This window comes from Klebsiella sp. A-Nf5 (assembly GCF_002810545.1).
Taxonomy (GTDB): domain Bacteria; phylum Pseudomonadota; class Gammaproteobacteria; order Enterobacterales; family Enterobacteriaceae; genus Klebsiella; species Klebsiella variicola.
The window spans coordinates 76,994-101,179 of sequence record NZ_PIOG01000048.1 but is presented as its reverse complement, the minus strand read 5'-3'; the positions used below and the strand labels follow the sequence as shown (position 1 = coordinate 101,179).

Genomic DNA, 24,186 nt, shown 5'->3' with positions numbered 1-24,186 from the left:
AAATGATCGATGACATCCGCTACCTGATAGTATTTGCCAAAATTGTAGAACGAGGTTCAATCTCAGGTGGCGCCGCAGCGTTAGGCCTGACGACCGCCACGGCAAGCACACATTTATCCAGACTTGAGAAAAACCTCAATAGCGCCTTGCTGTACAGAAATACGCGGAAGATTTCACTAACCCAGGATGGCATCAGTTTGCTGGAGACCGCCAGATCGATGCTGGAGTTGTATGAAAAGGGCGTCATTGAATTTAAACAACGCTCTATTTCTACCGTCGGCAAGCTGCGCATTTCCCTCCCTGCTGTTTTTTTAAACGGCCCATTCACCCGCCATCTCGCGAATTTTATTAAAGAAAACCCGGATATTTCCCTGAGTATTTCTTATAGTGATCTGCGTGAGGACATCATCGCCGATAGCATTGATGTCGCCTTCCGTATTGGCGAACTTCCCGACAGTTCACTCAAAGCAAGGCATCTATTTGTTCTGCCACGACAACTGGTAGCGTCAAAGGGCTTGCTCATGCAGCACAAGCCCATTAACCATCCCGTTGAGCTGGGATCCCTGCCGTGGATTGGGTTAACAATGAGAGAGAACATTCGAGAGTTCAGGCACAAAAACGGCGAACTGGCGGTCATTAAGTATGCTCCTATGGTATGCGTTGATAACATTGAAGCTGCCTATGTTCTTGCTAAACAAAACATAGGACTTGCCGTACCTCCCCGTTTCCTCTGCGAAAATGATGTTAAACTCGGGGAGGTGCATGAAGTACTTCCTGACTGGTCATTAGAGCCGCTAAAAGTTTATGCCATTTGGCCTGCCAATATATCAACCAGCAGCGCTGCCTATAAATTAATCAATTACATTTATAACTCCATGGAACAACATAAGCTTTGAACAGTTAAAATAATTGTGGATAAAGCATATAACATGCGATAACGCATAAAAAACCGCCCATCAATAAATTAAAGATGCGGATTTGTGTCCTTCCCTGAAGAAATATTGACATTTTATCACCAAACATTGCCCAAATGGATAATGAGATATAACAGATAAAAAAGTAAATAATAATAAAAAGTATTAGCGGCAGACTGGTTGATGGCTCAGAAAACAAGGTCGTTCCAGAGGTACAGGCAGCCCAGGCTTTTGGGTTGAGCCATTGCATTAACACTCCCTGAACAAATCCGGGGGCATTTTCTTTTTTTAATGACCAATCAGGGTGTGATGTAGCAATTTTATATCCCTGATACAGTATAAAAATCGAGCCGAGAACATTCAGGTATTTGAAAAATTGTGGATGCGTGGCAATGACTGTGTATACCCCAAAACTAACAAAGATAAGTAACAAGGTGAAACCAAGCGTCGCACCGGATACGAAGGCGAATGTTTTTCTAAAGCCATGTATAACACCGGAAGAGATAATGACCATATTGACCGGGCCAGGCGAAAACGACAGAGCCAGAGAGTACAGAAACATAGTAGCAATCAAAACCATTTTTTCATCCACTTTTTCAATGAAAGATATCGGTGTAGCGAAACTTATATAACAAGTTATTTCGCTATATTTAAAGACTACCCCGATATGGACGTTAGATTAAATGGCTCTTTCTCTAAAGGTGTGTTTGATAATTTAGCGATTTTTACAACAGTACCTGCCCGGCTATACGCCCAATCCCCATCGAAAAAAGCATGGCCAGCGTGCTCCAGAACGTAATTCTGCTGATAGCTCTGACAGGCGGTGCGTTACTCACCATGGAAGAGAGATAGCCAAGAGCCGCCAGTGAAAAGAGAGTGGAAAGGAAAATAGCGATAAAAATCAGTTTTGCTGGCGAAAGCACTGCAACGATCAAGGGCAACCCCGCCCCGGCTGAAAAACTCATGGCCGAAAAGAGGGCCGCCTGCAAAGGTCGCGCAGAATGAGTGTCCGTTAGTCCCAGCTCTTCGCGGGCATGAGCCTCCAGGGCGTCTTTGGCCATGAGCTGCTCTGCAACCTGGCGGGCAAGCGCAGGCTCAAGTCCGCGCTGGATATAAAGGGACGTCAGTTCCCGTACCTCTCCCTGATAATCTGCGTCCAGCTCACTTTTTTCCTCGGCAAGCGCGGCGGTTTCCGTATCCGCCTGGGATGATACCGAAACATATTCCCCTGTTGCCATCGACATGGCTCCAGCAACCAGCCCGGCGACACCGGCCAGCAACACGCCCGAAGGGCTGGTATTTGCAGACGCCACGCCGAGCACCAGGCTGGCGGTAGAGACAATCCCGTCATTCGCCCCGAGTACCGCCGCCCTTAACCAACCGACTTTTTCAATGCTGTGTCGTTCAAGATGCATGCCTTTTTCCTTTTAATACGCATCCTCATCGGGATTAGCGAGAGAGCACAAGATTACTCCACAACGGGATGTTTCCTTTGACTGCGAAAGGTGAGGAAGATATGCAGCAATCCCATCGCACCATGTGCCCAGAAATAGGTTTCAATGAACACCGTCAGAAATTTATGCAAATGCAGGACCGCTTCTGCCAGCGCCGATGACGCCCCTGGCGCAATGTCCAGTACAAACCAGAGCCCTCCACAGAGTGCGACCGCCAGCAAAGCAAGTACGCCAAGCCCCTGGATCATCGCCGCTATGCCACCGGCATGTGCTTCAGGAAGACGAAATGTCATTAGCATTTTAATGTCTTCAACTACACCGCGAAAATCAAGGGACAACCAGGCAAAATAGTAACGAAACCCACGTTGTTTAAGCATCCATACCAGCATCACTACACCAAGAACAATCAGCGCTAATCCAGAGATAACATGGAACCATGTCACGACCCCGGTCAGAGATACGTCGCGAAGCGCCTCACTTTCGGTGAGATTAGAGCTAATGATCTGCAATAGAATCAGGGTGGCGACAATAATATGCAGCAGGCGGAAAAAAGGGATGTCTTTGTGCGGTAGCGCATTGCGTAGTTTTTCGTTCATCATTTGGCCATTTTATGAGGGGATCGGCCACATCAGTATTGCGTCTGTTTGTTAACGCAACCTTAACGCCTTGATATTGAAATGCACTGAATGATGTGTGAATAAAAGGCAAACCATACCGTCTATCTCAGCAGCTAATAGCATCCATGGACTTACTCGTGAAACTGATGCACCTGTCTCCTCCGCCTTATTTCCTTATGGAGCGACAGAAGAAGCCGCTGCCTCAATGCTGGCCAAAGGGGTAAACATTATCGTGGTTCGTTTGGCGCTGGCTCATGTTGATCCTGGTGCTCCAGGCAAAGCTACCCAGATTCAGCCAGGTTGGTTACCGGATGGACCTGGTTTGCCAGAAGACTTACGTAATATGAATAAAGGCTAAACAGAGCATTTTCAACCAAAAGTCTTAGCCTTCAACACACGAATTAATAATCGTCCTGTTGAAGGGTCCCTCCTGTGAACGCGCATAGCGTGTGCTTTAAAAACAGGCATATAGCTTTTCCTGAAGAAAGGGAGAAACACAAGCAACAGAATCCCTGCGCCAAATGCAGCCAAACCATGTAACCAGTCAATCATAGTCAACGGTATGAGGAACAGGCAGTAGTGCAAAACACAGAATACCGTCGTGCATGTCTTCGCCCATCCAGGGACTAAAACATTTGGATCCGCTTCGTAAAATTTATTCTTTCTGAGAATGTCCTCAGAGGCTATCCGCATGCCTACGAACCAGAACAAAGGGAGGTACGTCGCTGAAAATAGAGACAGCACAATAATATTCCAATCAGACACTCGCGCACTTCCTTATTCATTGCTTCCCTGGATAAAAATCATTAGCGCGAATATATCCTTTGAACGATATAATCCACGCTCAGACGGCTTTATTTCATCTGGTATAATACACTACGATGAGAAACATACCGAGCAATCTTATGCAAAGTCAAGATTAAAAAGTGACGCGCGCTCGGGAGTGTTCAGGAACAGAGGCGAATTATTACGTCTTATCAACGTCAGATGGTGCCTCTCTGCCACCGACGCGGCATTCGGTCAACCGTAGCCGCGTACAATTCATTATTTATGAAAGGTTCAATGCGTAGAGTGATGCACTGAAATTTTTCAATAAAAAATCAACGTATAAACGGATTTTTGGTAACTGTTGACGGTTTGCAAAGGTCAATATATGCACTGGCTTAGCTAATGGTTGAAATTCAGACATCAGAGGCAGCAGTCGGCCATTTTGCAAATCTTCAGCCAACAGGATCTCGGGTTGCATAATAATTCCCAATCCATTCAATGCTGCCCTTCGCAATGCTTCCCCATTGTTACAGGTCATCGTGATGTTTACCGGAGATCTGACAGGTTTGCCTTCCCTCTGAAGTGTCCATTCATTCGCTGCAATGGGATGGGCAAACCCAAGACATCGATGATGGCATAATTCTTCAGGTGTTATGGGTTCCCCTGCCCGTTTTATATAGGCCGGAGAGGCACACATGACTGACCGGTATGGCGCTATCGGACGGGCAACAAGTGTATTAACATGCAGGAGCTCACCAATCTTAATCATGACATCCAAACCTTCATCTGCCATATCCATCGATTTATCGCTCAGCACCAGGTCTACTGCCATATCAGTCCATTCAATAAGAAACTGAGCAGTAACAGGCGAAAGCGCATGGACACCAAAGGAGACTGGGCAACCTACTCTCAGTTTTCCACGTGGCTTCTGGTGAAGAGCAAATGCCTGTGACTCGCTATCTTCAATATCAGCTAATATCCGGCGGCAACTCTGATAATAAACCTGACCAAAATCGGTCAGACTTTGCCGACGCGTTGTGCGATTAAGTAAGCGAACGCCGAGATGTTCCTCTAACGCTTTGATATGTAGCCCAACCATGGTTCCGCTGATTCGCATCTCTTCAGCAACAGCGCTAAAGCTGCCTCTGTCCACGACGCGGACAAACACCGCCATACTTTCCAGTTTATTCATTATTATCAAGCCTGGCTTGTTAAAGATAAAAACATAACGCTGTTTATCAAATTTCACCAGCAGGTTTTAATCTGTTTTCACTTAGTGCGGGAGGGTTAAAAATGATGACCAATACAGAGCTCCGTGAGCGAGGAATGAGATTGTTTAATGAGCTGTATGGAAATGGTGCGGGAGAAGAACTACGAAAGGACATGGCCGATTTGTGCCCTGATTTTACTGATATCTCGATCGAATGGGCTATGGGAGGCATCCTTGCACGCCCGGGGCTGGACGCTAAAACGCGGGAGCTGGTTGTCATTGCTTCCTGTGTCACTCTGGGTCATACAGTTCCACAATTGAGGGCGCACGCTCAGGCAGCGCTAAATGCAGGGGCAACCAGAGAAGAAATCATCGAGGTTGTCCTGCAATTACTGTTTTATGCAGGAGGCGCCGCGGTGCGCAATGCACTCGTCAATATACGCGATATTTTAAATGCTGAGTTAAACGTCGAAGCGAAAATGTCCTGAAGAAAATTGCTGTTTGCCATTCTAGCCATCCCATTTGACAAGCGTGCTGGCTCGGGTCATTGTCTGGCGCGTTTTTTTGGATTGTCTGCATCACATTCCTAACCGGGCGTCACTGATTTAGGGAATGGGATGGCTCACTCGATTTCAGAGACGGTATCTCATCACGACATACTGTCAGATACAAGGAAAGCGGGGAGGCAGAATCTGTCTTCGTTCAGTGCTAAAAATCCCACTCTATTAAAGGGATTTGTCTAAACTGTAGCAGTTAAATCAACACCATACATGGCCATTTAATGATGCAAGTGATACTTGTTCGACACGCGGAAACAGAGTGGAATATAAAAGGAATGATTCAGGGACAGAGTGATAGTGCGTTAACCCCTCGGGGGGAGCGCCAAACATTAGCTTTACTTGCCGCGTTTGCAGCGAGTGATTACCGGGTAGACTGCGTTTACACGTCTCCGCTTGGTCGTGCCTGGCAAATGGGACAGCGCCTGGCTGACCGTTTTCGTTGCCCATTGATAGCTGAGCCGGCCCTCAAAGAACAGGCCTTTGGCCAGTTCGAAGGTATGTTAACGTCACAACTCATGCAACAACGTCCCCACGATGCGCATGCGTTATTCACTCATGATGCCGAGTATTGCCCGCCAGAGGGAGAGTCATTAGCACAAGCAACCCGACGAGTGACAGGTTTCATACAAAACCTACAAGAAACCACAGAACATCAGCGCGTCTGTATTGTCACGCATGGGCAAGTCAGCCAGGGCGTGCTGGCGGTGCTTAAAGAAGGAACTATTGAAAACTTTTCGCGGTACGCTCACCCTAATGCAAGTTACTCGGTGTTCGATTTCCGGGATGGGAAATGCATAGCAATCAGATGGGGAGTGGCCACACACCTGCTTCAACTTGAACGCCAGAACGCTTAATTTCATATGCCTCTCTGCGGCAAACAAGTGATACCCTGGAAGGTATGAACCTGCTTCAGGAATGCTTATGAAACCGACCCTTAATCAGTTGATTAACTTTTGCACTGTTGCTGAAACCGGAAACATTGGCAAAGCCGCCAGTAAACTTAATATTTCGCAGCCTCCCTTAAGCCGGCAAATAGCCCAGCTGGAAACTATCCTCGGTGCAAAGCTATTTAACCGGGCCGCTAAAGGGGTCAGTTTAACCCTTGCCGGTGAGCAATTTCTGCTGGACTGTCGCGCAATGCTGGCAATGCTGGAGCAGGCCTGTAATAACGTACGAGCAATAGAATCAGGGCAGAAAGGGGTTCTGAAATTAGGCGCAACAATGTATGCCAGCTATAGCGTTGTGCCGCATGTTGCGATGCAGCACAGGAATACCTGTTCCGACGTGGAATTGCATTTTCAGGAGAGGGTCCCCTCTGATTTACATGCCGCATTACAGGATGGCAGATTGGACGCGGCAATTAGCTTCTCCGAGACGGCCACGCCGGGAATTCATTCACTGGTGCTCTTGCGTGAGCCGCTCATCGCCGCCCTTCCTGCCAACCACTCTCAGGCTCAACGCGAGCATTTCAGACTTGAATCACTCTGTGATGACCCGTTCATCACGGTTCCGCGCCAGAGCGCGCCGATGCTCTATGATTCCATCCTTCATCAGTGCCTCAAAGCTGGATTTAGTCCGCAAATAGGTCTGGAAGCCTCCGTGCAGCAGACTGTGATGAATTTTGTGGCCCATGGTGTTGGTGTCGCGCTTATTCCTGCCAGTATGGAGAATGCTCAATTACGCGGTGTGGTTTACCGGAGGCTGGAAAATCCGAATATGGTGGAGAATATGCTGATGTGGTCGGCAAAGAACACGAATCCGGCTTTACCGGGTTTTGTGAACCTGTGCCGCAGTATCAAGGATAAACTGGATGCGGCACAGTCCGGACGGATTAACGATTAACTTTTACTGATGATGATTTCGATCACGTTAGGCTTGCCACTCGCCAGCGCGGCCTCAACGGCCGGGGCGATATCGCCGGCACGGATAACTTTTCGGGTCTCCAGCCCCATCGATGCACCCAGTGCCTGATAATCCACTGCCGGATTAACCAAATCCATTGCGATGAAGCGATCTGTTTGGGCCGACGTATAATCTGCCTGAGAACGCATGAAGTTTTTCAATACGTTATATTCCGTATTATTCATGACAATAAAGGTGACTGGCAGTTTTTCATGTGCGGCCGTCCAGAGAGCCTGAGGGGAGTACATCGCCGCGCCATCTCCCACAAAGCACACCACAGGCGCTTTTCCCAAACCGAGTGAATAGCCGACAGCCGCGGGCATTCCCCATCCCAGGCCACCGCCGCGTAAAAAGGCATATTGATCCGCACGGTGACTGTTGAGAGATTTGCGAAGCGAGCCGCTGGTGGCAATCGCCTCGTCAACAATGGCCACATCTGGTCCGATCGCCCTTGCTGCCTCAAATGCCGCCACCAACGGCGTAATTACCGTAGCAGATTGTTGTTCCTGAACCTGTCCGAGCAGACGTTCTTTGCTTAATTCAAACTCATTAACCGCCTTTTCAAAACGGCGTTGATAATCACGGCGATGGTTTGCCGTGGCTTTCTCCAGTTCAGGTAGCAGTGACATTAACGATGATTTAATATCGCCAACCACGGAGAGTTCACTACTGTAGGTGCGTCCCAGGTCGCCTGCATCAGCTGATAACTGGAACACTTTACACTGGTCCGGCACTGCCTGACCTTCGGTATAAAGAATAGTGATAAGCGACTTACCGCCAAGGGCAAAAATAGCATCGTACTGGCTTAATGCTCGGTTAATTTCCGTCGCTTTCGTGGACAGATTGCCCCGCCAGAGAGGGTGTGCTGTTGGATAGGGGATCCGGTTCGGCCATGTTGAACCGTACACGTCAGCGGCAAGCATCTCAGCAAGAGCAACAACCTCATTGGCCGCTTCACTTTGATAGATTTCGTCGCCGGCAATCAGTGCGACGTTACCCGGAGTAAATGCCGCCAGCTTACTCGCCAACAAAGGTAACGAACCCGCGACTGCATTGCGGTCGATAGTAGAAGGCGCGCCGATGCCGATAGCACTCATCGCCTCCATCACATCCATCGGAAGCGACAGGAAAACGGAGCCTTTCGGTGCAGCGTCAGAATCGTGAAAGGCCCGGCGAACTAATACCGGTAGCTGATCAACGTGGGTAACCTCCTGTGACCATTTCGCGAACGTTTTACCCATACCGACCAGATCACCCAACAATAATGGGTCGGTTGTCGTGTGGCGTGAATCCTGCTGCCCCGCCGTCACCACCAGTGGTGTCTGTGAGCATTTTGCATTCAACAGATTTCCCATGCCGTGGCCTAAACCACCGGCGGTATGCAGATTCAGAAAGCCTGGTTTTTTTGCTGCCTGCGCATAACCGTCCGCCATGGCGACTGCACTCGCTTCCTGCAGAGCTAACACGTACTGAATTGACGGTTTTCTTAACAGCGCATCCATAAACGGCAGTTCGGTTGTCCCCGGATTACCAAATACATATTCCACCCCTTCACTTTCCAGAACTTCTAACAATACATCACCGCCACGGCGTGCATTGGCGTTCTGGACTTTAGTTATTGCGTTACTCATAGAATGATCACCTCTGTCTGGGTATTCGTTCGCCCTGTCTGGCGGGTGATTCAATCTTAATCACGGGTCTAACCCCCTTTCCAATACTATATTGATGCCCAGCTATACCCTTTTAGGTATGGGAAGTCATGCGCTGTCCGCCAGGAGATGGAAAGTGTTCTGCGTCGAAGCGCTGGCTCCACGCTCCGTCTGCACAGGACCAGGCGCGGACTTTACTCTTTTGCCAAACAGAGTTGAAACGAACCCGTTTCATGATAAATCTATAAAGATAATAAGACGAAAAGGAAGAACAAATGAAAATCAGACTTGCTGTACCAGAAGAGGCAGAGGAATGTTGGAATATAAGGAACCTTTCTATCCGGGAAGGATGTAAGCCAAGTTATAGCGCCAAGGTACTTGAAGCCTGGACACCCGAAGCGATGCCTGAACATTACAGGGAGGTAATTACGGAAAATCCTTTCTTTGTTGTCGAGCTGCCAGATACAGGATTGGTGGCAACGGGGTATCTGGATCTTACCGAGGGTAGCGTAGAAGCTATTTTTACATTGCCGGATTTTTTTGGTAAAGGTTTTGCTAGCCTGATTATTGAAACGATTAAAGAAGAGGCGATGACAAGAGGGCTGAAACAGCTAACCCTGACCTCAACACCAAACGCGCAAACTTTCTACGAAAAGCATGGCTTTATGTTTATCAAGGAAACGACATCCCCATCAAGACTTGCCCAAACAGATCTCCGTTGCATGGATATGTCCATCACACTATAAATTTGAGCTACGTGAAAAAATGGGGCTCTATCCTCCTGCAAATTTTACCTGGTTTAAGGATTCATTTTCGGAAAGACTTTTGCAGCGGTTTTGCCGAAAAAATTGGATAAAAAACCGGGCATCGCGCCCGGTTATCGTGCCAGCCCGAAATGGCCCTACGCATTCAACCCGCGATTTTTCAGCATCGGCTCAATCTGTGGATCGTGCCCGCGCCACTGGCGATAAAGTTCAGCTAAATCAGTGCTATTGCCGCGCGACAGAATCGCTTCCCGGAAGCGCTGACCGTTCTCACGGGTCAAACCGCCGTGCTCCACAAACCACTGATAGCCGTCGTCGGCCAGCATCTGGGTCCACAGATAGGCGTAATAGCCTGCCGCATAACCGCCGCCGAAGATATGGGAGAAATAGCTGCTGCGATAGCGCGGCGGAACGGCCGCCAGATCCAGGTGTTCTTCCTGCAATATCTTCTGCTCAAACCCATCCACGTCCGCCGGTATTGCCGAGGTCGACAGGCTATGCCAGCGCATATCAAGCAACGCAGCAGCCAACAACTCGCTCATGTCGTACCCTTTATTGAAGGTTGCCGCACGCAACATATTGTCGCGTAGCGCTTCCGGCATCGGCTCCCCGGACTGGTAGTGCTTCGCGTAGTGGGCAAACACCTGCGGCTGGCTGGCCCAGTGTTCGAAGATCTGCGAAGGAAATTCGACAAAATCGCGCGGGGTATTGGTTCCGGAGAGACTGGCGTAACGCTGGCTGGCGAACAGCCCATGCAGGGTATGGCCAAACTCATGGAACAGAGTGATCACCTCATCCCACGACAACAGCGCGCTCTGCCCTGCCTGCGGCCGGGCGTAGTTGCAGACATTGTAGATAACCGGTCGCTGCTCCCGCAGGGTAGACTGTTCGACAAACACATCCATCCAGGCGCCGCCGCTCTTTGAGTCGCGAGCGTAGTAGTCACCGTAAAACAGCGCCATCCCTTCGCCGTTGTGATCGAAGATCTCCCAGACCCGAACATCCGGGTGATAGACGGGGATATCGAAGCGCTCGACAAAGCGGAGGCCAAAGAGCTGCGTGGCCGTCCAGAAGACGCCATCCTGCAGCACGCGCTCGAGAGCAAAATAGGGTTTAAGCTGCGCATCATCAATGGCAAAGGCAGCTCGCCGCACCTGTTCGCTGTAATAGAGCCAGTCCCATGCCGCGGCGCGAAACGCCCCGCCCTCGTTGTCAATCACCTGCTGGATGTCAGCCAGCTCTCGTTCCGCCCGCGCCCGCGCTGCCGGCGCGATCCGGCGCATAAAAGTTAATGCCTCCGCCGGAGAGGCCGCCATTTGATCGGTCAGCGCCCAGCTGGCGTAATCGGCCGCGCCCAGCAGCTCCGCCTGCTGCGCGCGGATCGCCGCCAGTCGCAGCACCAGGCGACGTGTATCATGCTCATCGCCCTGCTGATTGCGCGTCCAGCCAGCGGCAAAGAGATTCTCCCGCGTCTGTCGGTCGCGCAAAGAGAGCAGCGGCGGCTGCTGGGTGGTATTGGTCAGCGTCAGCAGCCAGCGGTCACTGAGCCCTTTTTCCTGCGCCGCATCGGCCGCCGCCGCTATCTCCTCATCCGCCAGGCCATCCAGTTGATGTCGGTAATCAACCACCAGGCCACCGCTTTTGGCCGCCCCCAGCAGCCGCTGCTGGAACTGACTTTGCAGGGTCGCCGCTTCGGTGTTCAGCGTGCGCAGCACCGCCTTCTGCGCCGGCGCCAGCGTCGCCCCGGCATGAACAAAACGTTGCCAGGTGAGGGTCAGGAGACGATGAGATTCGCTGTCTAACGCCAGCGCGTCACGCTGCTCATAGACGCTGTTCACTCGCTGAAACAAGGCCTCGTTAAGCCAGATGTCATTCCCCAGCTCGGCGAGCTCAGCGGAAAATTCTTCATCCAGAGACTGAATGAACGGGTTGGTGTGGGCGCCAGCCATGGCGAAAAAGACCCGCGTCACTCGCGCCAGCAGCTGTCCGCTCTGTTCAAGGGCCTCAAGAGTGTTGGCAAAATTCGCCGGCTCCGGGCTGTCGATTATCGCGCGGATCTCCGCGCGCTGCTGCCGGACACCCTCATCAAACGCCGGGCGATAGTGGCAGTCCTGGATGAGATCAAACGGGGGTGCCTGGTAAGGCAGCAAACTGACGCTAAAAAAGGGATTTTGTTCAGACATCTTTCTCTCCTGCACAGGCTAATCCTGTAAGATTAGGCTTCTCCTTAAGGGGTCGCAATGATTTCCGTTACCGGTCGCCGTCTGTGCGTGCTATGGTATGAAAACACAAAAAGCGTTGAGGAACAGTAAGATGATTATCATGGTTACCGGTGCCACTGCCGGTTTTGGTGAAAGTATTACTCGCCGTTTCGTCGCTAACGGCCATAAAGTGATTGCCACCGGACGTCGTGAAGAGCGCCTGAAGACGCTGAAAGACGACCTCGGTGATAACCTTTATATCGCCCAGCTTGACGTCCGTAACCGCGCCGCCATTGAGACGCTGATTGCCGATCTGCCCGCTGAGTGGCAGGCGATTGACGTCCTGGTGAATAACGCCGGTCTGGCGCTGGGTCTGGAGCCGGCTCACCGCGCCAGCGTGGAAGACTGGGAAGATATGATCGACACCAATAATAAAGGGCTGGTGTACATGACCCGCGCGGTCCTGCCGGGTATGGTGGAGCGCAATCGCGGGCATATCATTAACATTGGCTCCACGGCAGGCAGCTGGCCTTATGCCGGGGGCAACGTCTATGGGGCGACCAAAGCCTTCGTCCGTCAGTTCAGCCTGAATCTTCGTACCGACCTGCACGGCACCGCGGTGCGCGTCACCGACATCGAGCCGGGTCTGGTGGGAGGCACCGAGTTCTCCAACGTCCGCTTTAAAGGTGATGACGCCAAAGCCGGGAAAACTTATGAGAACACCGAAGCCCTGACGCCGGAAGATGTGACCGAGGCGGTCTGGTGGGTGGCCACCCTGCCGAAGCACGTCAACATCAACACCCTGGAGATGATGCCGGTGAGCCAGAGCTTTGCCGGACTCAGTATTCACCGTCAGGGCTAACCGTCAGCCACCCGGCCTGCGGGCCGGGTATGGGCGGAACCGCAAAAAACGCGTAAAATAGTGCGCATAATCCCTTAAAAAGTAACCATCAATGGCCGCAGAATCGCAACTGAATCCGACGCAACCCGTCAATCAGCAAATTTATCGCATCCTCCGCCGGGATATCGTTCACTGCCTGATCCCGCCTGGCACACCGCTGTCCGAGAAAGAAGTCTCCGTGCGTTTCGATGTGTCGCGTCAGCCGGTGCGCGAGGCCTTCATCAAGCTGGCAGAAAATGGGCTTATCCAGATACGTCCCCAGCGCGGCAGCTACGTCAATAAAATTTCCTTGTCGCAGGTGCGCAATGGTTGCTTTGTCCGCCAGGCGATTGAGTGCGCGGTGGTCCGCCGCGCCGCCGGCATGATTAACGATGAACAGGTTTATCAGCTGGAGCAGAATCTCCATCAGCAGCGTATTGCCGTCGACAGACAACAATCAAACGACTTTTTCCTGCTTGATGATGAGTTTCACCAGAAGCTGTCGATCATTGCCGATTGTCAGCTGGCATGGGATACGGTGGAAAATATTAAAGCCGCCATCGACCGCGTGCGCTACATGAGCCTGGACCATATCACCTCGCCGGAGATGCTCCTGCGTCAGCACCATGAGATTTTCACCGCGCTGGAAAAACGCGACGCGGAGGCAGTAGAGCAGGCAATGAATGTCCATCTGCATGAAATCAGCGAGTCCGTGTTACTGATCCGCCAGGAGAACCGCGACTGGTTTAGCGAAGATTAATGGTCAGACGGCTGCCCAGCGTGGCTGACGCAGCCGTCGTCATTGAGGGGATTAACGGACGACCAGCACCGGCGTTTTGGCGTAGCGCAGAATCGACTCGGCGTTGGAGCCCAGCAGATGGGTGGAGATGCCCGGTTTGCGGGAGCCAACCACTATCACATCGAACTCTTCGTTATTACTGATAGCCAGAATTTCGTCGCGCACGTTACCAAAGACCACCCGGGTATGGATCCGCGACATCGGGATGTCGAACAGTCGCGCCACCTCGCGCATCTTTTTCTCCGACTCTTCTTTCATATAGGCTTCAAATTTACGAATATCCGCCGTAAAGCCGCGTAATAGTGAACGACTGCTGTTCGGCAGAACGTTGAGCAATGTGATTTCACCGTTTTCTGCAGTGGCGAGGAATTCCGCGTGACGCACAGCTTTATCGCTTAAATCCATTTCAAAGACATCAACAGGCAATAAAATTTTTTTATACATGGCCCGTACTCCTTTTCCAGAGAAAGTTCTTTTTCAATGACTTAACTATGCCATTATGGCAGTAAATTACCAGCCATTAATCGGAAAAATAACAGCTAATTATCTTTAGTAAATCAGGGAAATATAGAGTTATGTATAGACATTGCGTTCGATCATCTTTTCAGCGCGCCAAGACCGATCGACAGCAAAAAAAAAAGGAAATATCAGCGGAAGGTGGCAGAGATAACAAAATAGCCGGTGTCGACGACGAGGCCGACACCGGAAGCGGATTATTGCTCGGCTGCCCACGCGGCGACGGTGGCTTTGGCCCCCTGCCGCTGCAGCGCCAGATAGGCGCGGGTCACCGCCGAGACGAAACGGGGCTCCTGCGGCAACGCCAGGCCGAAGATCGCCTCAATACCCAGCAGCGCTTTCACCCGCGCTTCACCCTCGGCGCTGGCCGCCACCGCCTGTTGGATAACCGGCAACAGCGGATCGCAAATCTCAATCGGCTGGCCGGCATCGTCAATGCCGCCGACATAGCGCATCCAGCCCGCCACACCGAGCGCCAGCAGCGTGAAATCTTGCTGGTGCGCCAGATGCCAGCGTACTGAGTCCAGCATGCGCTGCGGCAACTTCTGGCTGCCGTCCATGGCTATCTGCCAGGTACGGTGCTTCAACGCCGGATTGCAGTAGCGGTCAATCAGCAGACTGGCGTAGCGCGGTAGATCCACCCCCTGCACTTTCAGCGTCGGCGCCTGTTCGTCCAGCATCAGCGCCAGCGCCGCGCGGCGGTAGCTGTCGTCCTGCATACAGTCATTGATGTGCTGATAACCGGCCAGATAGCCCAGATAAGCAAGGAACGAGTGGCTGCCGTTAAGCATCCTCAGCTTCATCTCTTCAAAAGGCACCACATCGGCGACCAGTTCCGCTCCCGCTTTTTCCCACTGCGGACGTCCGGCAACAAAGTTATCCTCAATCACCCACTGACGGAAAGGTTCGCAGGCCACCCCGGCCGGGTCGCGCACGCCGGTCAGTTGCTCAATTTTATCGAGGGTTTCCGCGGTAACGGCCGGGACAATGCGGTCCACCATGGTCGATGGGAAGGTGACGTTCTGTTCAATCCAGGCCGCTAGCTCCGCGTCCAGCGCCCGGGCGTAGGCGCAGACGACATTGCGCATGACGTGACCGTTTTCCGGCATGTTGTCGCAGGACATCACGGTAAAAGCCGGCAAGCCTGCCGCCCGACGGCGAGCCAGTGCCTCCACCACCACGCCCGGCGCCGATTTTGGCTGGTGCGGGTTGTGCAGATCGGCGACGATCAGCGGGTGATCGAGCTGCAGCTCGCCGCTGGCCGGCGAATGACAATAACCTTTCTCGGTAATGGTCAGGGAGACAATGGCTACCTGAGGCTCACACATCGCCGCCAGCACCGCTTCGAGGCCATCAACCTGGGCGTGCAGCGCCTGCTTCACCACCCCAACCACGCGTGCGGTCCAGGCGTCGGCGGACATTTCGGCCACAGTGTACAGCCGATCCTGCTGGCGGAGGTCGGCGATCTGCTGCTCGCCGCCGATAAGATTGACTTCGGTATAGCCCCAGTCGCTGCCATGTTCACTGGCAAGAATATCGGCATATACCGCCTGATGGGCGCGGTGGAATGCGCCAAAACCAAGGTGCACGATACGGGGGATCAGCGCGCTGCGATCGTAGCCTGGCAGCATGGCGTTGGCGGTTAAAAGGGTGTTTTCCATGATGACTCTCGTTGTTATGTGTCTCATCAACCATTCTCGGGGAGAACTCTCGAGGAGAATGCCTTTGTGTCTCAACCATCGCACGCAATTGGTATAACATCTTTGATTTCTGTCAACTACCATACAAGAAGATGCAGACGGTCGCTGCCGGGAGTGAACCGTCACAGAATCATCGCTGATGGAATGGGAAACAGTCGCCGCGAGGAAATATAAGAAGTCGACGAAAGACACACCGGCCACGCGTCCCTGCGGGCCTGTCACTTAGCCGGGAGTCCGGTCTGGCGGTTAGTCGATACGGGTTTTAACGATAAAGAAGTAACACAACGCCCCGGTGAAGGTCACGCCGGCGGCGATCACCAGCGCCAGATTAAAAGAATGGGTGGTATCCACCACCCAGCCGGTGACGATCGGCGCAAAGGAGGCAAACACAAAGCTGCCAAAGTTCTGGATCGCTGCCACCGAAGCCACTTTATGCTCCGCCACCAATACCTGCACCAGCCCCCAGGCCGACGTCCCAGCAAAATGGACGCAAAACAGCGCCATGGAGATAAAAGCCACCGCCTGGGTCGGCGTTGAGGATTGTACCACCAGCAGGGTGCCCAGGGCCGACAGCACCAGACCGATCACGATCGCCGTTTTGCGGGTTTTCGCCAGATCGTAACCTCTGCGCGCCAGGGCATCGACCACCAGGCCATTGACCCACATCCCCACCGCCGCGGCAAGGAACGGGATCGCCGCCACCCAGCCGGTACGGGCCAGGCTTAACCCTTGCTGCGCCTGCAAATAGCCGGGCAACCAGGCGATATACAGCCAGCCGGTGTAGTTCACACCGGAAAAGCCCAGAATCATTCCCCAGGTGGTGCGCCGTTTAAACAGAGCCAGCCATTCGCTAAATTTCAGCGCCGGGCGGGCCACCTCCTCGCTGGCCAGATACTGCTGCTCCTCTTCCTGAAGGGTGAAGTGCCGGCGATTTCGGTAGCCCACATACCAGCACAGACCGACCACGATACCGGCTAAGCCAATCACCACAAACATCGTTCGCCAGCCCCAGGCCAGTTGCATAATAACCAGAGCCGGTGGCGCAATGGCCTGCCCCAGCACCGTCGAGGAGTTAAATATCCCCACCGCCGTACCGCGCTCTCTTTGCGCATACCAGTCATTGATTGATTTCACACCGGCGGGCATAAATGGCGCTTCACCAATCCCGAGTCCAATGCGCAGCAGAATAAAATGCGAGAACGAATTGACCATCCCGGTCAGGGCCTGCATTGCGGACCAGAAAATCAGTCCGGCGCCGAGCACAATGCGCGGTCCAACGCGATCCAGCAATATTCCCGACGGCAATTGTGCGAAGCCGTAGGAGAGCGAAAAGGCGGAGAGCAGCACCCCAAACTCGGTGGCGCTGAGTCCCAGGTCGGCGCGTATCGCCTCCCCGGCGACGCTCAGCGAAGAGCGGTCAAGAAAGTTGACGATACCGGCGATAAACAGCAGCGTCAGGGTGATCTTCTGCACCCGACGGATACGCAGCGGCGTCGCCCCCGTCCGGGCGGCAAGTGTCTCGATAGCCATCGTTGTTCCTTACAGAGTCATAACAAAAGAGAATGTCTGATAAGTAAGGCAACAGGTCGACTACCATACAAGAATTAAGGTTTAAAAAAGTGGCAGCGATCACACAAGGCGAGCTCAGGCCCGCCCCCAGCCCGCCACGATGATCAGCATGCCGCACAGGGCGATGATCGCCCCGGCCCAGTCGTAATGGCTGAGCTTGACGCCATCCACGACCCGCAGCCAGAGCAAGGCGGTACAGACGTACACCCCACCGTAGGCGGCATAGACCCGCCCGCTGGCGGCAGGATGGAGCGTCAGGAGCCAGACGAACAGCGCCAGCGCCAGGCCGGTGGGGATCAACAGCAGCGGCGTGGCCCCGCGCTTTAACCATAGCCACGGCAGATAGCAGCCGATGATTTCGCACAGGGCGGTGGCAAAGAACAGGAGCGTTGTTTTGAGCATTAAAAGATTCGTAAATGAGACAAAGCGTTGAACCATTCTACGCGATAATGGCTTCTGCCCCACGCTGTTTTGTCGGCTATGCCCGGCAAAAGAGCTGTAGTAAACTTAACCTGAGGGTTAACCCATCACTTAAAGGAAATCGTGATGAACATGACACTGAACAAACGCTGGTGCCTGACCGCCATTCTGGCGTTGAGCGCCGTGGTCTATACCTCCAGCTCCTTCGCCGCCACCGACCGGCTGGTGATTGAATCTGGCGACAGCGCGCAAAGCCGTCAGCAGGCGTCGATGGAAAAAGAGCAATGGAACGACACCCGCAGCCTGCGCCAGAAGGTCAATAAGCGGGCGGAAAAAGAGTGGGACAAAACCGATGTCGCCTTCGACGCGCAGGATAACTGCCAGAAAAGCGCCAACGTCAACGCCTACTGGGAGCCGAACACCCTGCGCTGCCTTGACCGCCGCACCGGCCGGGCAATCAATCCCTGATCCGCTTCCTGTCAACGCTGGCGCCTGCTGGCGCCGCCTTTCATAACGCTCTGTTCAGCTTTAACCACAGGATTACCCATGACCGACGCGCTACACGTCAAACTCCGCCCCCTCGAACGGGAAGATTTGCGCTTTGTCCACCAGCTCGATAACAACGCCAGCGTCATGCGCTACTGGTTTGAAGAGCCGTACGAGGCCTTCGTTGAGCTCTCCGATCTGTACGACAAACATATTCACGATCAAAGTGAACGTCGCTTTGTGATCGAATGCAATGGCGATAAAGCCGGGCTGGTGGAGCTGGTTGAAATCAACCATGTGCACCGCCGGGCCGAGTTCCAGATCATCATCTCACCGGACTTCCAGGGAAAAGGCCTTGCCACTCGCGCGGCGCGGCTGGCCATGGACTACGGTTTTACGGTTCTTAATCTGTATAAGCTGTATTTAATTGTCGATAAAGAGAATGAAAAAGCGATCCATATTTACCGCAAGCTCGGCTTTATCGTCGAGGGTGAACTGATCCATGAATTTTTCATTAACGGCGAGTACCGCAACACCATCCGCATGTGTCTGTTCCAGCACCAGTATCTGGCCGAACACAAAACCCCTGGTCCGGCCCTGCTAAAGCCGACGGCTCAGTAATAATCAATGCGGTTCTTGATGGTGTAGTGGCGAGTCAGCGGCGGCTGCACGCTTTCATCAATAATCTGCAGCTCACAGCTCAGCGGATTGTCGTGGCGATCATAGTCGCAGGTCTGACGCACCGTGCCCAGCGTGCGTTCGTTGAAGGTGCTGATGGCGGTATAGTCCATTTTCTTGCGCGGATCCTTCGACGGCGTGGAGGCGACGGTAAATTGCTCTTCTTTGGCGGTGGTGGTTTTTCCCAGCGGATAGCCATCGCTGTCATAGCGGTAGGTGGCGGTGGTCTCTTTGCCGCGGGCACTGATAATAAAACCGTTATCATCCGTCTCCCAGCTCACCCCGGTGGCAGGCATCTCTGCCAGCTGACACTTGCCCTGCAGGCGCAGTCGCTTCTCGTGGGTGCGCCCATCGACGTAATAGTTGGCATCCAGCAGCAGCGTGGCGCCGGTATTGTTCTCCACATCTTCCAGGGTCAGCAGATCAAAACATCCCTCTTTTGACAGCTGAGCGCTCACCTTTTTGACCACCACATCGTGTTCATCCAATAGCGTCTGGCTAAAATCTTTCACCGGCCCGCGCAGCGGATCGAACTCAAACTCATTGGAAAAACTCGCCATCTCGGGGGTGAAGGCTTCCGGGGCGCTTTTGCGGTCGCACGCCGTCAGCAGCAGCGCTGCCGGGATCAGCCAATACAATCTTTTCACAGGCGATTCCTTTTGTGTACATCAGATCATATTAGCAAATACAATTGTTTACACCAGTTCTGCTATGCTTAATTCTGGATAACATCGATAAGGAGTGTAAGATGAAACTATCCCTCTGGACAGGCGCCGCGCTACTGCTGTGCTCCACGACCGTGCTGGCGGCCCCAGACTCTTGTGAACGGGTTAAAAGTGACATCCAGCAGAAGATCATCAACAATGGCGTACCGGAAACTGCCTTCAGCCTGGCCATTGTGCCAAACGATCAGGCAGACCAGCCCGGTGTTCAGGTGGTCGGCCATTGCGCCAATGACACCTTCAAAATCACCTATACGCGTAACAGCGACAGTCCCGCCGAAAACGACGCTCAGTAAGCCCTCTTCGGTTTCAAATGAAAGATCTTATCCCTGCATTGACCAGGGATAAGATCGGCTGGCTACCCATAATGTATTATCGCTCACCCCTGCGTCTGTTAATGACGTGGCGGCCCTTCTCCGCACAGCATAACTATCATGGAGTGAGCAATGTCGAATCAGGAATCCCCCGGCGGCGTCACCCGACGCGCGCTACTCAAATCCACAGCCCTCAGCTCTCTGGCGCTGGCCGCCGGCGGGCTTACCCTGCCCTTTACACTGCGTAGCGCCGCGGCAGCAGTACAACAGGCTACCGGCGACAACACCCGCGTCGTCTGGGGCGCCTGTTCGGTCAACTGTGGCAGCCGCTGCGCCCTGCGGCTGCACGTGCGTGATGATGAAGTGGTTTACGTCGAAACGGATAACACCGGCGACGACCGCTACGGCGACCACCAGGTCCGCGCCTGCCTGCGCGGGCGCTCGATTCGTCGGCGCATCAATCACCCGGATCGCCTTAACTATCCCATGAAGCGCGTCGGCAAACGCGGGGAAGGCAAATTTGAACGCATCAGCTGGCAGGAGGCGCTGGATATCCTCGCTGACCGCCTGAAAAGCACCGTTGCCCAGTATGGCAATGAAGCCGTGTACATTAACTACTCTTCGGGAATCGTCGGCGGCAACATCACCCGTTCCTCGCCTTCAGCGTCGCCGGTAGCGCGGCTGATGAACTGCTACGGCGGCTCGCTTAACCAGTACGGTACCTACAGCACCGCACAGATTGCCTGCGCGATGCCCTATACCTACGGCAGCAACGACGGCAACAGTACTTCGGATATTGAAAACAGCAAGCTGGTGGTGATGTTCGGCAATAACCCAGCGGAAACCCGGATGAGCGGCGGCGGCATTACCTGGTATCTGGAGCAGGCTCGCGAGCGCTCTAACGCGCGGATGATCGTTATCGACCCGCGCTACACCGATACCGCCGCCGGTCGGGAAGATGAGTGGATCCCTATTCGTCCCGGCACAGACGCCGCGCTGGTCGCCGGTATCGCCTGGGTGCTGATAAACGAGGATCTCGTCGACCAGCCATTCCTCGACAAATACTGCGTTGGCTACGATGAGAAAACGCTGCCGGTCGGGGCGCCGGCAAACGGTCACTACAAAGCGTATATTCTTGGCGAGGGTGACGACGGCGTCGCCAAAACGCCGCAGTGGGCCTCGCGTATTACCGGCATCCCCGCCGATCGCATCATTAAGCTGGCGCGCGAAATCGGCATGAGTAAACCGGCTTATATTTGCCAGGGCTGGGGACCGCAGCGCCAGGCCAACGGCGAACTCTCCGCCCGCGCGATCGCCATGCTGCCGATCTTAACCGGCAACGTCGGCATCAACGGCGGCAACAGCGGCGCCCGCGAATCAACCTACACCATCACTATCGAACGTCTGCCGGTGCTGGAAAATCCGGTAAAGACCGCCATCTCCTGCTTCACCTGGACCGACGCCATCGCTCGAGGCCCGGAGATGACCGCCACCCGCGACGGCGTGCGCGGCAAAGAGAAGCTGGATGTGCCGATCAAGTTCCTGTGGAACTACGCGGGCAACACCATCATCAACCAGCACTCCGACATCAATAAGACCCACGAGATCCTGCAGGACGAAAGCAAGTGCGAGACCATTGTGGTTATCGACAACTTTATGACCTCGTCGGCGAAATACGCCGACCTGCTGCTGCCCGATCTGATGACCGTTGAGCAGGAAGATATTATTCCCAACGACTATGCCGGCAATATGGGCTATCTCATTTTTATCCAGCCCGCTACCTCGGCGAAGTTCGAACGCAAACCGATTTACTGGATCTTAAGTGAAGTCGCGAAACGGCTCGGCGACGACGTGCATCAACGTTTTACCGAGGGGCGCACGCAGGCGCAGTGGCTGCAGCATCTGTATGCCAAAATGGTGGCGAAAGACCCCGCGCTACCTGGCTACGACGACCTGAAACAGATGGGCATCTACAAGCGTAAAGATCCGAACGGCCACTTCGTCGCCTATCGCGACTTCCGCCGCGATCCTGAAGCGCATCCGCTCAAAACCCCGTCCGGCAAAATTGAAATCTACTCCAGCCGGCTCGCCGAGATTGCCGCCCACTGGCAGCTGGAGAAAGACGAAGTTATCAGCCCGTTGCCGGTCTACGCCTCCACATTTGAAGGTTGGGACGATCCGCTGCGCAGTCAGTATCCGCTGCAGCTGTTTGGTTTCCACTATAAAGCGCGCACCCACTCCAGCTATGGCAACGTCGATGTATTACAAGCGGCCTGTCGCCAGGAGGTGTGGCTCAATCCGCTTGACGCGGAAAAACGCGGGATTAAAAACGGCGATATGGTGCGCGTCTTTAATCAGCGCGGCGAAGTCCGTCTTCCGGCGAAAGTGACGCCACGCATCATGCCGGGCGTGTCGGCGATGGGCCAGGGCGCCTGGCACGACGCGAATATGGCCGGAGACCGGATCGACCATGGCGCCTGCATGAATACGCTGACCACCCACCGCCCGTCGCCGCTGGCGAAGGGGAATCCACAGCATACCAACCTGGTCGACATAGAGAAGGTTTAAGGAGTAAACCATGAGCACGCAATATGGATTCTTTATCGATTCCGCTCGCTGTACCGGGTGTAAAACCTGCGAACTGGCCTGTAAGGACTACAAGAATCTCACCCCGGAGGTCAGCTTCCGTCGCATCTATGAGTATGCCGGCGGCGACTGGCAGGAGGACAACGGCGTCTGGCAGCAGAATGTATTCGCCTACTACCTATCCATCGCCTGTAACCACTGCGAAGATCCGGCCTGCACCAAGGTCTGCCCGAGTGGGGCGATGCACAAGCGCGACGATGGTTTTGTGGTGGTCAACGAAGCGGTGTGCATTGGCTGCCGCTACTGCCATATGGCCTGCCCGTACGGCGCCCCGCAGTACAACGCCGACAAAGGCCATATGACCAAGTGCGACGGCTGTCACGAGCGCGTCGCCGAGGGGAAAAAGCCGATCTGCGTCGAGTCCTGCCCGCTGCGGGCACTCGATTTCGGACCGATTGCCGAGCTGCGCGCCAAGCACGGCCAGCTGGCCGCGGTGGCCCCGCTGCCGTCGGCGCACTTTACCAGGCCGAGCATCGTTATCAAACCGAACGCCAATGCCCGGCCGTGTGGTGATACCACCGGTTATCTGGCAAATCCAAAGGAGGTGTGAGATGGGAAGCGGATGGCATGAATGGCCGCTGGTACTGTTTACGGTACTGGGGCAATGCGTGGTCGGCGCGACTATCGTCAGCGGGCTGGGCTGGCTATCGCTGACAGACCAGCGCGAAGCGCAGCAGCGGCTGGTGCGCAGCATGTTTTTTATCTGGCTGCTGATGGGCATCGGTTTTCTTGCTTCAGTGATGCATCTCGGTTCGCCGCTGCGGGCGTTTAACTCGCTGAACCGCGTCGGCGCCTCGGCGCTGAGCAATGAAATCGCCAGCGGCGCCTTGTTCTTCGCCGTGGGAGGATTCTGGTGGCTGCTGGCGGTAGTAGGCAAAATGCCGGCGGCGCTGGGTAAAATCTGGCTGGTGTTCACCATGCTGTTGGGGCTGCTGTTTGTTCTGGCGATGACCCGGGTTTACCAAATCGATACTGTGCCAACATGGTACAATGGCTACACTACCAGCGCGTTCTTCCTGACGGTGCTCCTCAGCGGGCCGCTGTTCGCCGCCCTGCTGCTGCGGCTGGCGAAAGTTGACTTTAACGGCTGGTTTTTTGCCGGGCTTAGCGTGGCCGCGCTGGCGATCAGCGCCGCCGTTATCATCATGCAAAGCGCCGGGCTCAGCACCATTCACAGTTCAGTCCAGCAGGCAGCCACCCTGCTGCCAGATTACGGCACACTCCAGGCGTTACGCCTGATACTGCTGGCTCTCGGTCTTGGCTGCTGGCTGTGTCCGCTGATCCGCCGCCAACCGCCGCGCGCTACGGGGCTGCTGATCGGCCTGCTGCTGGTCCTGATCGCGGAATGTATTGGCCGCGGCCTGTTTTATGGTCTGCATATGACCGTCGGTATGGCGGTTGCCGGTTAATGAGACGG

Annotated in this window: 25 protein-coding genes; 14 read left to right on the top strand and 11 right to left on the bottom strand. The window is 54.0% G+C overall.

Annotated elements, in window-relative coordinates; all coding sequences use genetic code 11:
• Positions 1-2 precede the first annotated feature (2 nt).
• Complete coding sequence (locus tag CWM53_RS06160) at positions 3-896, top strand: LysR family transcriptional regulator (protein ID WP_074385936.1); 894 nt, start codon at positions 3-5, stop codon at positions 894-896.
• Between the two features lie 4 nt (positions 897-900).
• Here CWM53_RS06160 and CWM53_RS06155 read toward each other — a convergent pair whose 3' ends face one another.
• The 3 genes from CWM53_RS06155 to CWM53_RS06145 all read right to left on the bottom strand — a co-directional run bounded on the left by CWM53_RS06155 (position 901) and on the right by CWM53_RS06145 (position 2,964).
• On the bottom strand, positions 901-1,494 hold the full coding sequence (locus CWM53_RS06155) for a LysE family translocator (protein ID WP_100729876.1): 594 nt from the start codon (positions 1,492-1,494) through the stop codon (positions 901-903).
• Positions 1,495-1,639: 145 nt separating this feature from the next.
• Positions 1,640-2,329: a VIT family protein gene (locus CWM53_RS06150; RefSeq protein WP_100631904.1), complete on the bottom strand. Its 690-nt coding sequence runs from the start codon at positions 2,327-2,329 to the stop codon at positions 1,640-1,642.
• 53 nt (positions 2,330-2,382) lie between these two features.
• Complete coding sequence (locus CWM53_RS06145) at positions 2,383-2,964, bottom strand: cytochrome b/b6 domain-containing protein (protein ID WP_074386202.1); 582 nt, start codon at positions 2,962-2,964, stop codon at positions 2,383-2,385.
• A 97-nt stretch (positions 2,965-3,061) separates the two neighbouring features.
• On the opposite strand from CWM53_RS06145, the gene CWM53_RS06140 reads away from it, so the two are divergent.
• Positions 3,062-3,343: a hypothetical protein gene (locus CWM53_RS06140; RefSeq protein WP_176713413.1), complete on the top strand. Its 282-nt coding sequence runs from the start codon at positions 3,062-3,064 to the stop codon at positions 3,341-3,343.
• A 690-nt stretch (positions 3,344-4,033) separates the two neighbouring features.
• Here the strand turns inward: CWM53_RS06140 and CWM53_RS06130 are convergent.
• Positions 4,034-4,945 carry a LysR family transcriptional regulator gene (locus CWM53_RS06130; RefSeq protein WP_074385940.1) on the bottom strand — a complete coding sequence of 304 codons (912 nt, stop codon included), beginning with the start codon at positions 4,943-4,945 and terminating at the stop codon, positions 4,034-4,036.
• 101 nt (positions 4,946-5,046) lie between these two features.
• On the opposite strand from CWM53_RS06130, the gene CWM53_RS06125 reads away from it, so the two are divergent.
• From CWM53_RS06125 to CWM53_RS06115, 3 genes are all read left to right on the top strand, one after another.
• Entirely contained in the window at positions 5,047-5,451 is a 405-nt protein-coding gene (locus CWM53_RS06125; protein WP_061154682.1) for a carboxymuconolactone decarboxylase family protein, read from the top strand.
• Positions 5,452-5,744: 293 nt separating this feature from the next.
• On the top strand, positions 5,745-6,377 hold the full coding sequence (locus CWM53_RS06120; RefSeq protein ID WP_077268392.1) for a histidine phosphatase family protein: 633 nt from the start codon (positions 5,745-5,747) through the stop codon (positions 6,375-6,377).
• A gap of 67 nt (positions 6,378-6,444) precedes the next feature.
• Positions 6,445-7,365, top strand: coding sequence for a LysR family transcriptional regulator (locus tag CWM53_RS06115; protein ID WP_074385941.1), 921 nt, complete (start codon positions 6,445-6,447; stop codon positions 7,363-7,365).
• Here the strand turns inward: CWM53_RS06115 and CWM53_RS06110 are convergent.
• Positions 7,362-9,056, bottom strand: a complete 1,695-nt coding sequence (locus CWM53_RS06110) for a thiamine pyrophosphate-binding protein (RefSeq protein WP_100631908.1) — start codon at positions 9,054-9,056, stop codon at positions 7,362-7,364. The two genes, CWM53_RS06115 and CWM53_RS06110, sit on opposite strands and share 4 nt — an antisense overlap.
• A gap of 293 nt (positions 9,057-9,349) precedes the next feature.
• Between CWM53_RS06110 and CWM53_RS06105 the strand changes: the two genes are divergently transcribed.
• Positions 9,350-9,820 (top strand): GNAT family N-acetyltransferase, encoded by a 471-nt coding sequence (locus CWM53_RS06105; RefSeq protein ID WP_050887873.1) that lies wholly within the window; start codon positions 9,350-9,352, stop codon positions 9,818-9,820.
• Between the two features lie 155 nt (positions 9,821-9,975).
• Here the strand turns inward: CWM53_RS06105 and dcp are convergent, their stop codons facing one another.
• Positions 9,976-12,021 carry a peptidyl-dipeptidase Dcp gene (gene dcp, locus CWM53_RS06100; protein ID WP_100631909.1) on the bottom strand — a complete coding sequence of 682 codons (2,046 nt, stop codon included), beginning with the start codon at positions 12,019-12,021 and terminating at the stop codon, positions 9,976-9,978.
• 130 nt (positions 12,022-12,151) lie between these two features.
• On the opposite strand from dcp, the gene ydfG reads away from it, so the two are divergent.
• Complete coding sequence (gene ydfG, locus CWM53_RS06095) at positions 12,152-12,901, top strand: bifunctional NADP-dependent 3-hydroxy acid dehydrogenase/3-hydroxypropionate dehydrogenase YdfG (RefSeq protein WP_061154691.1); 750 nt, start codon at positions 12,152-12,154, stop codon at positions 12,899-12,901.
• A gap of 91 nt (positions 12,902-12,992) precedes the next feature.
• Positions 12,993-13,679 (top strand): GntR family transcriptional regulator, encoded by a 687-nt coding sequence (locus tag CWM53_RS06090; RefSeq protein WP_008805006.1) that lies wholly within the window; start codon positions 12,993-12,995, stop codon positions 13,677-13,679.
• Between the two features lie 51 nt (positions 13,680-13,730).
• Here CWM53_RS06090 and CWM53_RS06085 read toward each other — a convergent pair whose 3' ends face one another.
• The 4 genes from CWM53_RS06085 to CWM53_RS06070 all read right to left on the bottom strand — a co-directional run bounded on the left by CWM53_RS06085 (position 13,731) and on the right by CWM53_RS06070 (position 17,941).
• The gene (locus CWM53_RS06085; RefSeq protein WP_008805007.1) at positions 13,731-14,162 is read right to left on the bottom strand and encodes a universal stress protein; all 432 of its coding nucleotides are present in this window, start codon (positions 14,160-14,162) and stop codon (positions 13,731-13,733) included.
• A 269-nt stretch (positions 14,163-14,431) separates the two neighbouring features.
• A complete protein-coding gene (locus tag CWM53_RS06080; RefSeq protein ID WP_100729875.1) occupies positions 14,432-15,895 on the bottom strand; it encodes a mannitol dehydrogenase family protein in 1,464 nt (487 codons plus the stop codon).
• Between the two features lie 285 nt (positions 15,896-16,180).
• On the bottom strand, positions 16,181-17,464 hold the full coding sequence (locus CWM53_RS06075; protein WP_023322553.1) for an MFS transporter: 1,284 nt from the start codon (positions 17,462-17,464) through the stop codon (positions 16,181-16,183).
• Positions 17,465-17,578: 114 nt separating this feature from the next.
• Positions 17,579-17,941 (bottom strand): YnfA family protein, encoded by a 363-nt coding sequence (locus CWM53_RS06070; protein WP_162493261.1) that lies wholly within the window; start codon positions 17,939-17,941, stop codon positions 17,579-17,581.
• Positions 17,942-18,049: 108 nt separating this feature from the next.
• Here CWM53_RS06070 and CWM53_RS06065 point away from each other — a divergent pair, with 108 nt between their 5' ends.
• Positions 18,050-18,391, top strand: coding sequence for a DUF1283 family protein (locus CWM53_RS06065; RefSeq protein ID WP_004206035.1), 342 nt, complete (start codon positions 18,050-18,052; stop codon positions 18,389-18,391).
• Positions 18,392-18,469: 78 nt separating this feature from the next.
• The gene (gene speG / locus CWM53_RS06060) at positions 18,470-19,030 is read left to right on the top strand and encodes a spermidine N1-acetyltransferase (protein ID WP_008805012.1); all 561 of its coding nucleotides are present in this window, start codon (positions 18,470-18,472) and stop codon (positions 19,028-19,030) included.
• Here speG and CWM53_RS06055 read toward each other — a convergent pair.
• On the bottom strand, positions 19,024-19,734 hold the full coding sequence (locus CWM53_RS06055) for a YnfC family lipoprotein (RefSeq protein WP_100729874.1): 711 nt from the start codon (positions 19,732-19,734) through the stop codon (positions 19,024-19,026). The genes speG and CWM53_RS06055 overlap by 7 nt on opposite strands.
• A 101-nt stretch (positions 19,735-19,835) precedes the next feature.
• On the opposite strand from CWM53_RS06055, the gene CWM53_RS06050 reads away from it, so the two are divergent.
• From CWM53_RS06050 to CWM53_RS06035, 4 genes are all read left to right on the top strand, one after another.
• Positions 19,836-20,105 carry a DUF1161 domain-containing protein gene (locus CWM53_RS06050; RefSeq protein ID WP_008805014.1) on the top strand — a complete coding sequence of 90 codons (270 nt, stop codon included), beginning with the start codon at positions 19,836-19,838 and terminating at the stop codon, positions 20,103-20,105.
• A gap of 150 nt (positions 20,106-20,255) precedes the next feature.
• The gene (gene ynfE, locus CWM53_RS06045) at positions 20,256-22,691 is read left to right on the top strand and encodes a selenate/tellurate reductase subunit YnfE (protein ID WP_100675633.1); all 2,436 of its coding nucleotides are present in this window, start codon (positions 20,256-20,258) and stop codon (positions 22,689-22,691) included.
• 10 nt (positions 22,692-22,701) lie between these two features.
• The gene (locus tag CWM53_RS06040; protein ID WP_008805016.1) at positions 22,702-23,319 is read left to right on the top strand and encodes a DMSO/selenate family reductase complex B subunit; all 618 of its coding nucleotides are present in this window, start codon (positions 22,702-22,704) and stop codon (positions 23,317-23,319) included.
• A gap of 1 nt (position 23,320) precedes the next feature.
• Complete coding sequence (locus tag CWM53_RS06035) at positions 23,321-24,178, top strand: dimethyl sulfoxide reductase anchor subunit family protein (RefSeq protein WP_074385947.1); 858 nt, start codon at positions 23,321-23,323, stop codon at positions 24,176-24,178.
• Positions 24,179-24,186 lie beyond the last annotated feature (8 nt).

Coding starts and splice junctions, on each gene's coding strand:
- CWM53_RS06160 (WP_074385936.1), top strand. CDS start 3: ATGATCGATGACATCCGCTACCTGATAGTATTTGCCAAAATTGTAGAA.
- CWM53_RS06155 (WP_100729876.1), bottom strand. CDS start 1,494: ATGGTTTTGATTGCTACTATGTTTCTGTACTCTCTGGCTCTGTCGTTT.
- CWM53_RS06150 (WP_100631904.1), bottom strand. CDS start 2,329: ATGCATCTTGAACGACACAGCATTGAAAAAGTCGGTTGGTTAAGGGCG.
- CWM53_RS06145 (WP_074386202.1), bottom strand. CDS start 2,964: ATGAACGAAAAACTACGCAATGCGCTACCGCACAAAGACATCCCTTTT.
- CWM53_RS06130 (WP_074385940.1), bottom strand. CDS start 4,945: ATGAATAAACTGGAAAGTATGGCGGTGTTTGTCCGCGTCGTGGACAGA.
- CWM53_RS06125 (WP_061154682.1), top strand. CDS start 5,047: ATGATGACCAATACAGAGCTCCGTGAGCGAGGAATGAGATTGTTTAAT.
- CWM53_RS06120 (WP_077268392.1), top strand. CDS start 5,745: ATGATGCAAGTGATACTTGTTCGACACGCGGAAACAGAGTGGAATATA.
- CWM53_RS06115 (WP_074385941.1), top strand. CDS start 6,445: ATGAAACCGACCCTTAATCAGTTGATTAACTTTTGCACTGTTGCTGAA.
- CWM53_RS06110 (WP_100631908.1), bottom strand. CDS start 9,056: ATGAGTAACGCAATAACTAAAGTCCAGAACGCCAATGCACGCCGTGGC.
- CWM53_RS06105 (WP_050887873.1), top strand. CDS start 9,350: ATGAAAATCAGACTTGCTGTACCAGAAGAGGCAGAGGAATGTTGGAAT.
- dcp (WP_100631909.1), bottom strand. CDS start 12,021: ATGTCTGAACAAAATCCCTTTTTTAGCGTCAGTTTGCTGCCTTACCAG.
- ydfG (WP_061154691.1), top strand. CDS start 12,152: ATGATTATCATGGTTACCGGTGCCACTGCCGGTTTTGGTGAAAGTATT.
- CWM53_RS06090 (WP_008805006.1), top strand. CDS start 12,993: ATGGCCGCAGAATCGCAACTGAATCCGACGCAACCCGTCAATCAGCAA.
- CWM53_RS06085 (WP_008805007.1), bottom strand. CDS start 14,162: ATGTATAAAAAAATTTTATTGCCTGTTGATGTCTTTGAAATGGATTTA.
- CWM53_RS06080 (WP_100729875.1), bottom strand. CDS start 15,895: ATGGAAAACACCCTTTTAACCGCCAACGCCATGCTGCCAGGCTACGAT.
- CWM53_RS06075 (WP_023322553.1), bottom strand. CDS start 17,464: ATGGCTATCGAGACACTTGCCGCCCGGACGGGGGCGACGCCGCTGCGT.
- CWM53_RS06070 (WP_162493261.1), bottom strand. CDS start 17,941: ATGGTTCAACGCTTTGTCTCATTTACGAATCTTTTAATGCTCAAAACA.
- CWM53_RS06065 (WP_004206035.1), top strand. CDS start 18,050: ATGAACATGACACTGAACAAACGCTGGTGCCTGACCGCCATTCTGGCG.
- speG (WP_008805012.1), top strand. CDS start 18,470: ATGACCGACGCGCTACACGTCAAACTCCGCCCCCTCGAACGGGAAGAT.
- CWM53_RS06050 (WP_008805014.1), top strand. CDS start 19,836: ATGAAACTATCCCTCTGGACAGGCGCCGCGCTACTGCTGTGCTCCACG.
- ynfE (WP_100675633.1), top strand. CDS start 20,256: ATGTCGAATCAGGAATCCCCCGGCGGCGTCACCCGACGCGCGCTACTC.
- CWM53_RS06040 (WP_008805016.1), top strand. CDS start 22,702: ATGAGCACGCAATATGGATTCTTTATCGATTCCGCTCGCTGTACCGGG.
- CWM53_RS06035 (WP_074385947.1), top strand. CDS start 23,321: ATGGGAAGCGGATGGCATGAATGGCCGCTGGTACTGTTTACGGTACTG.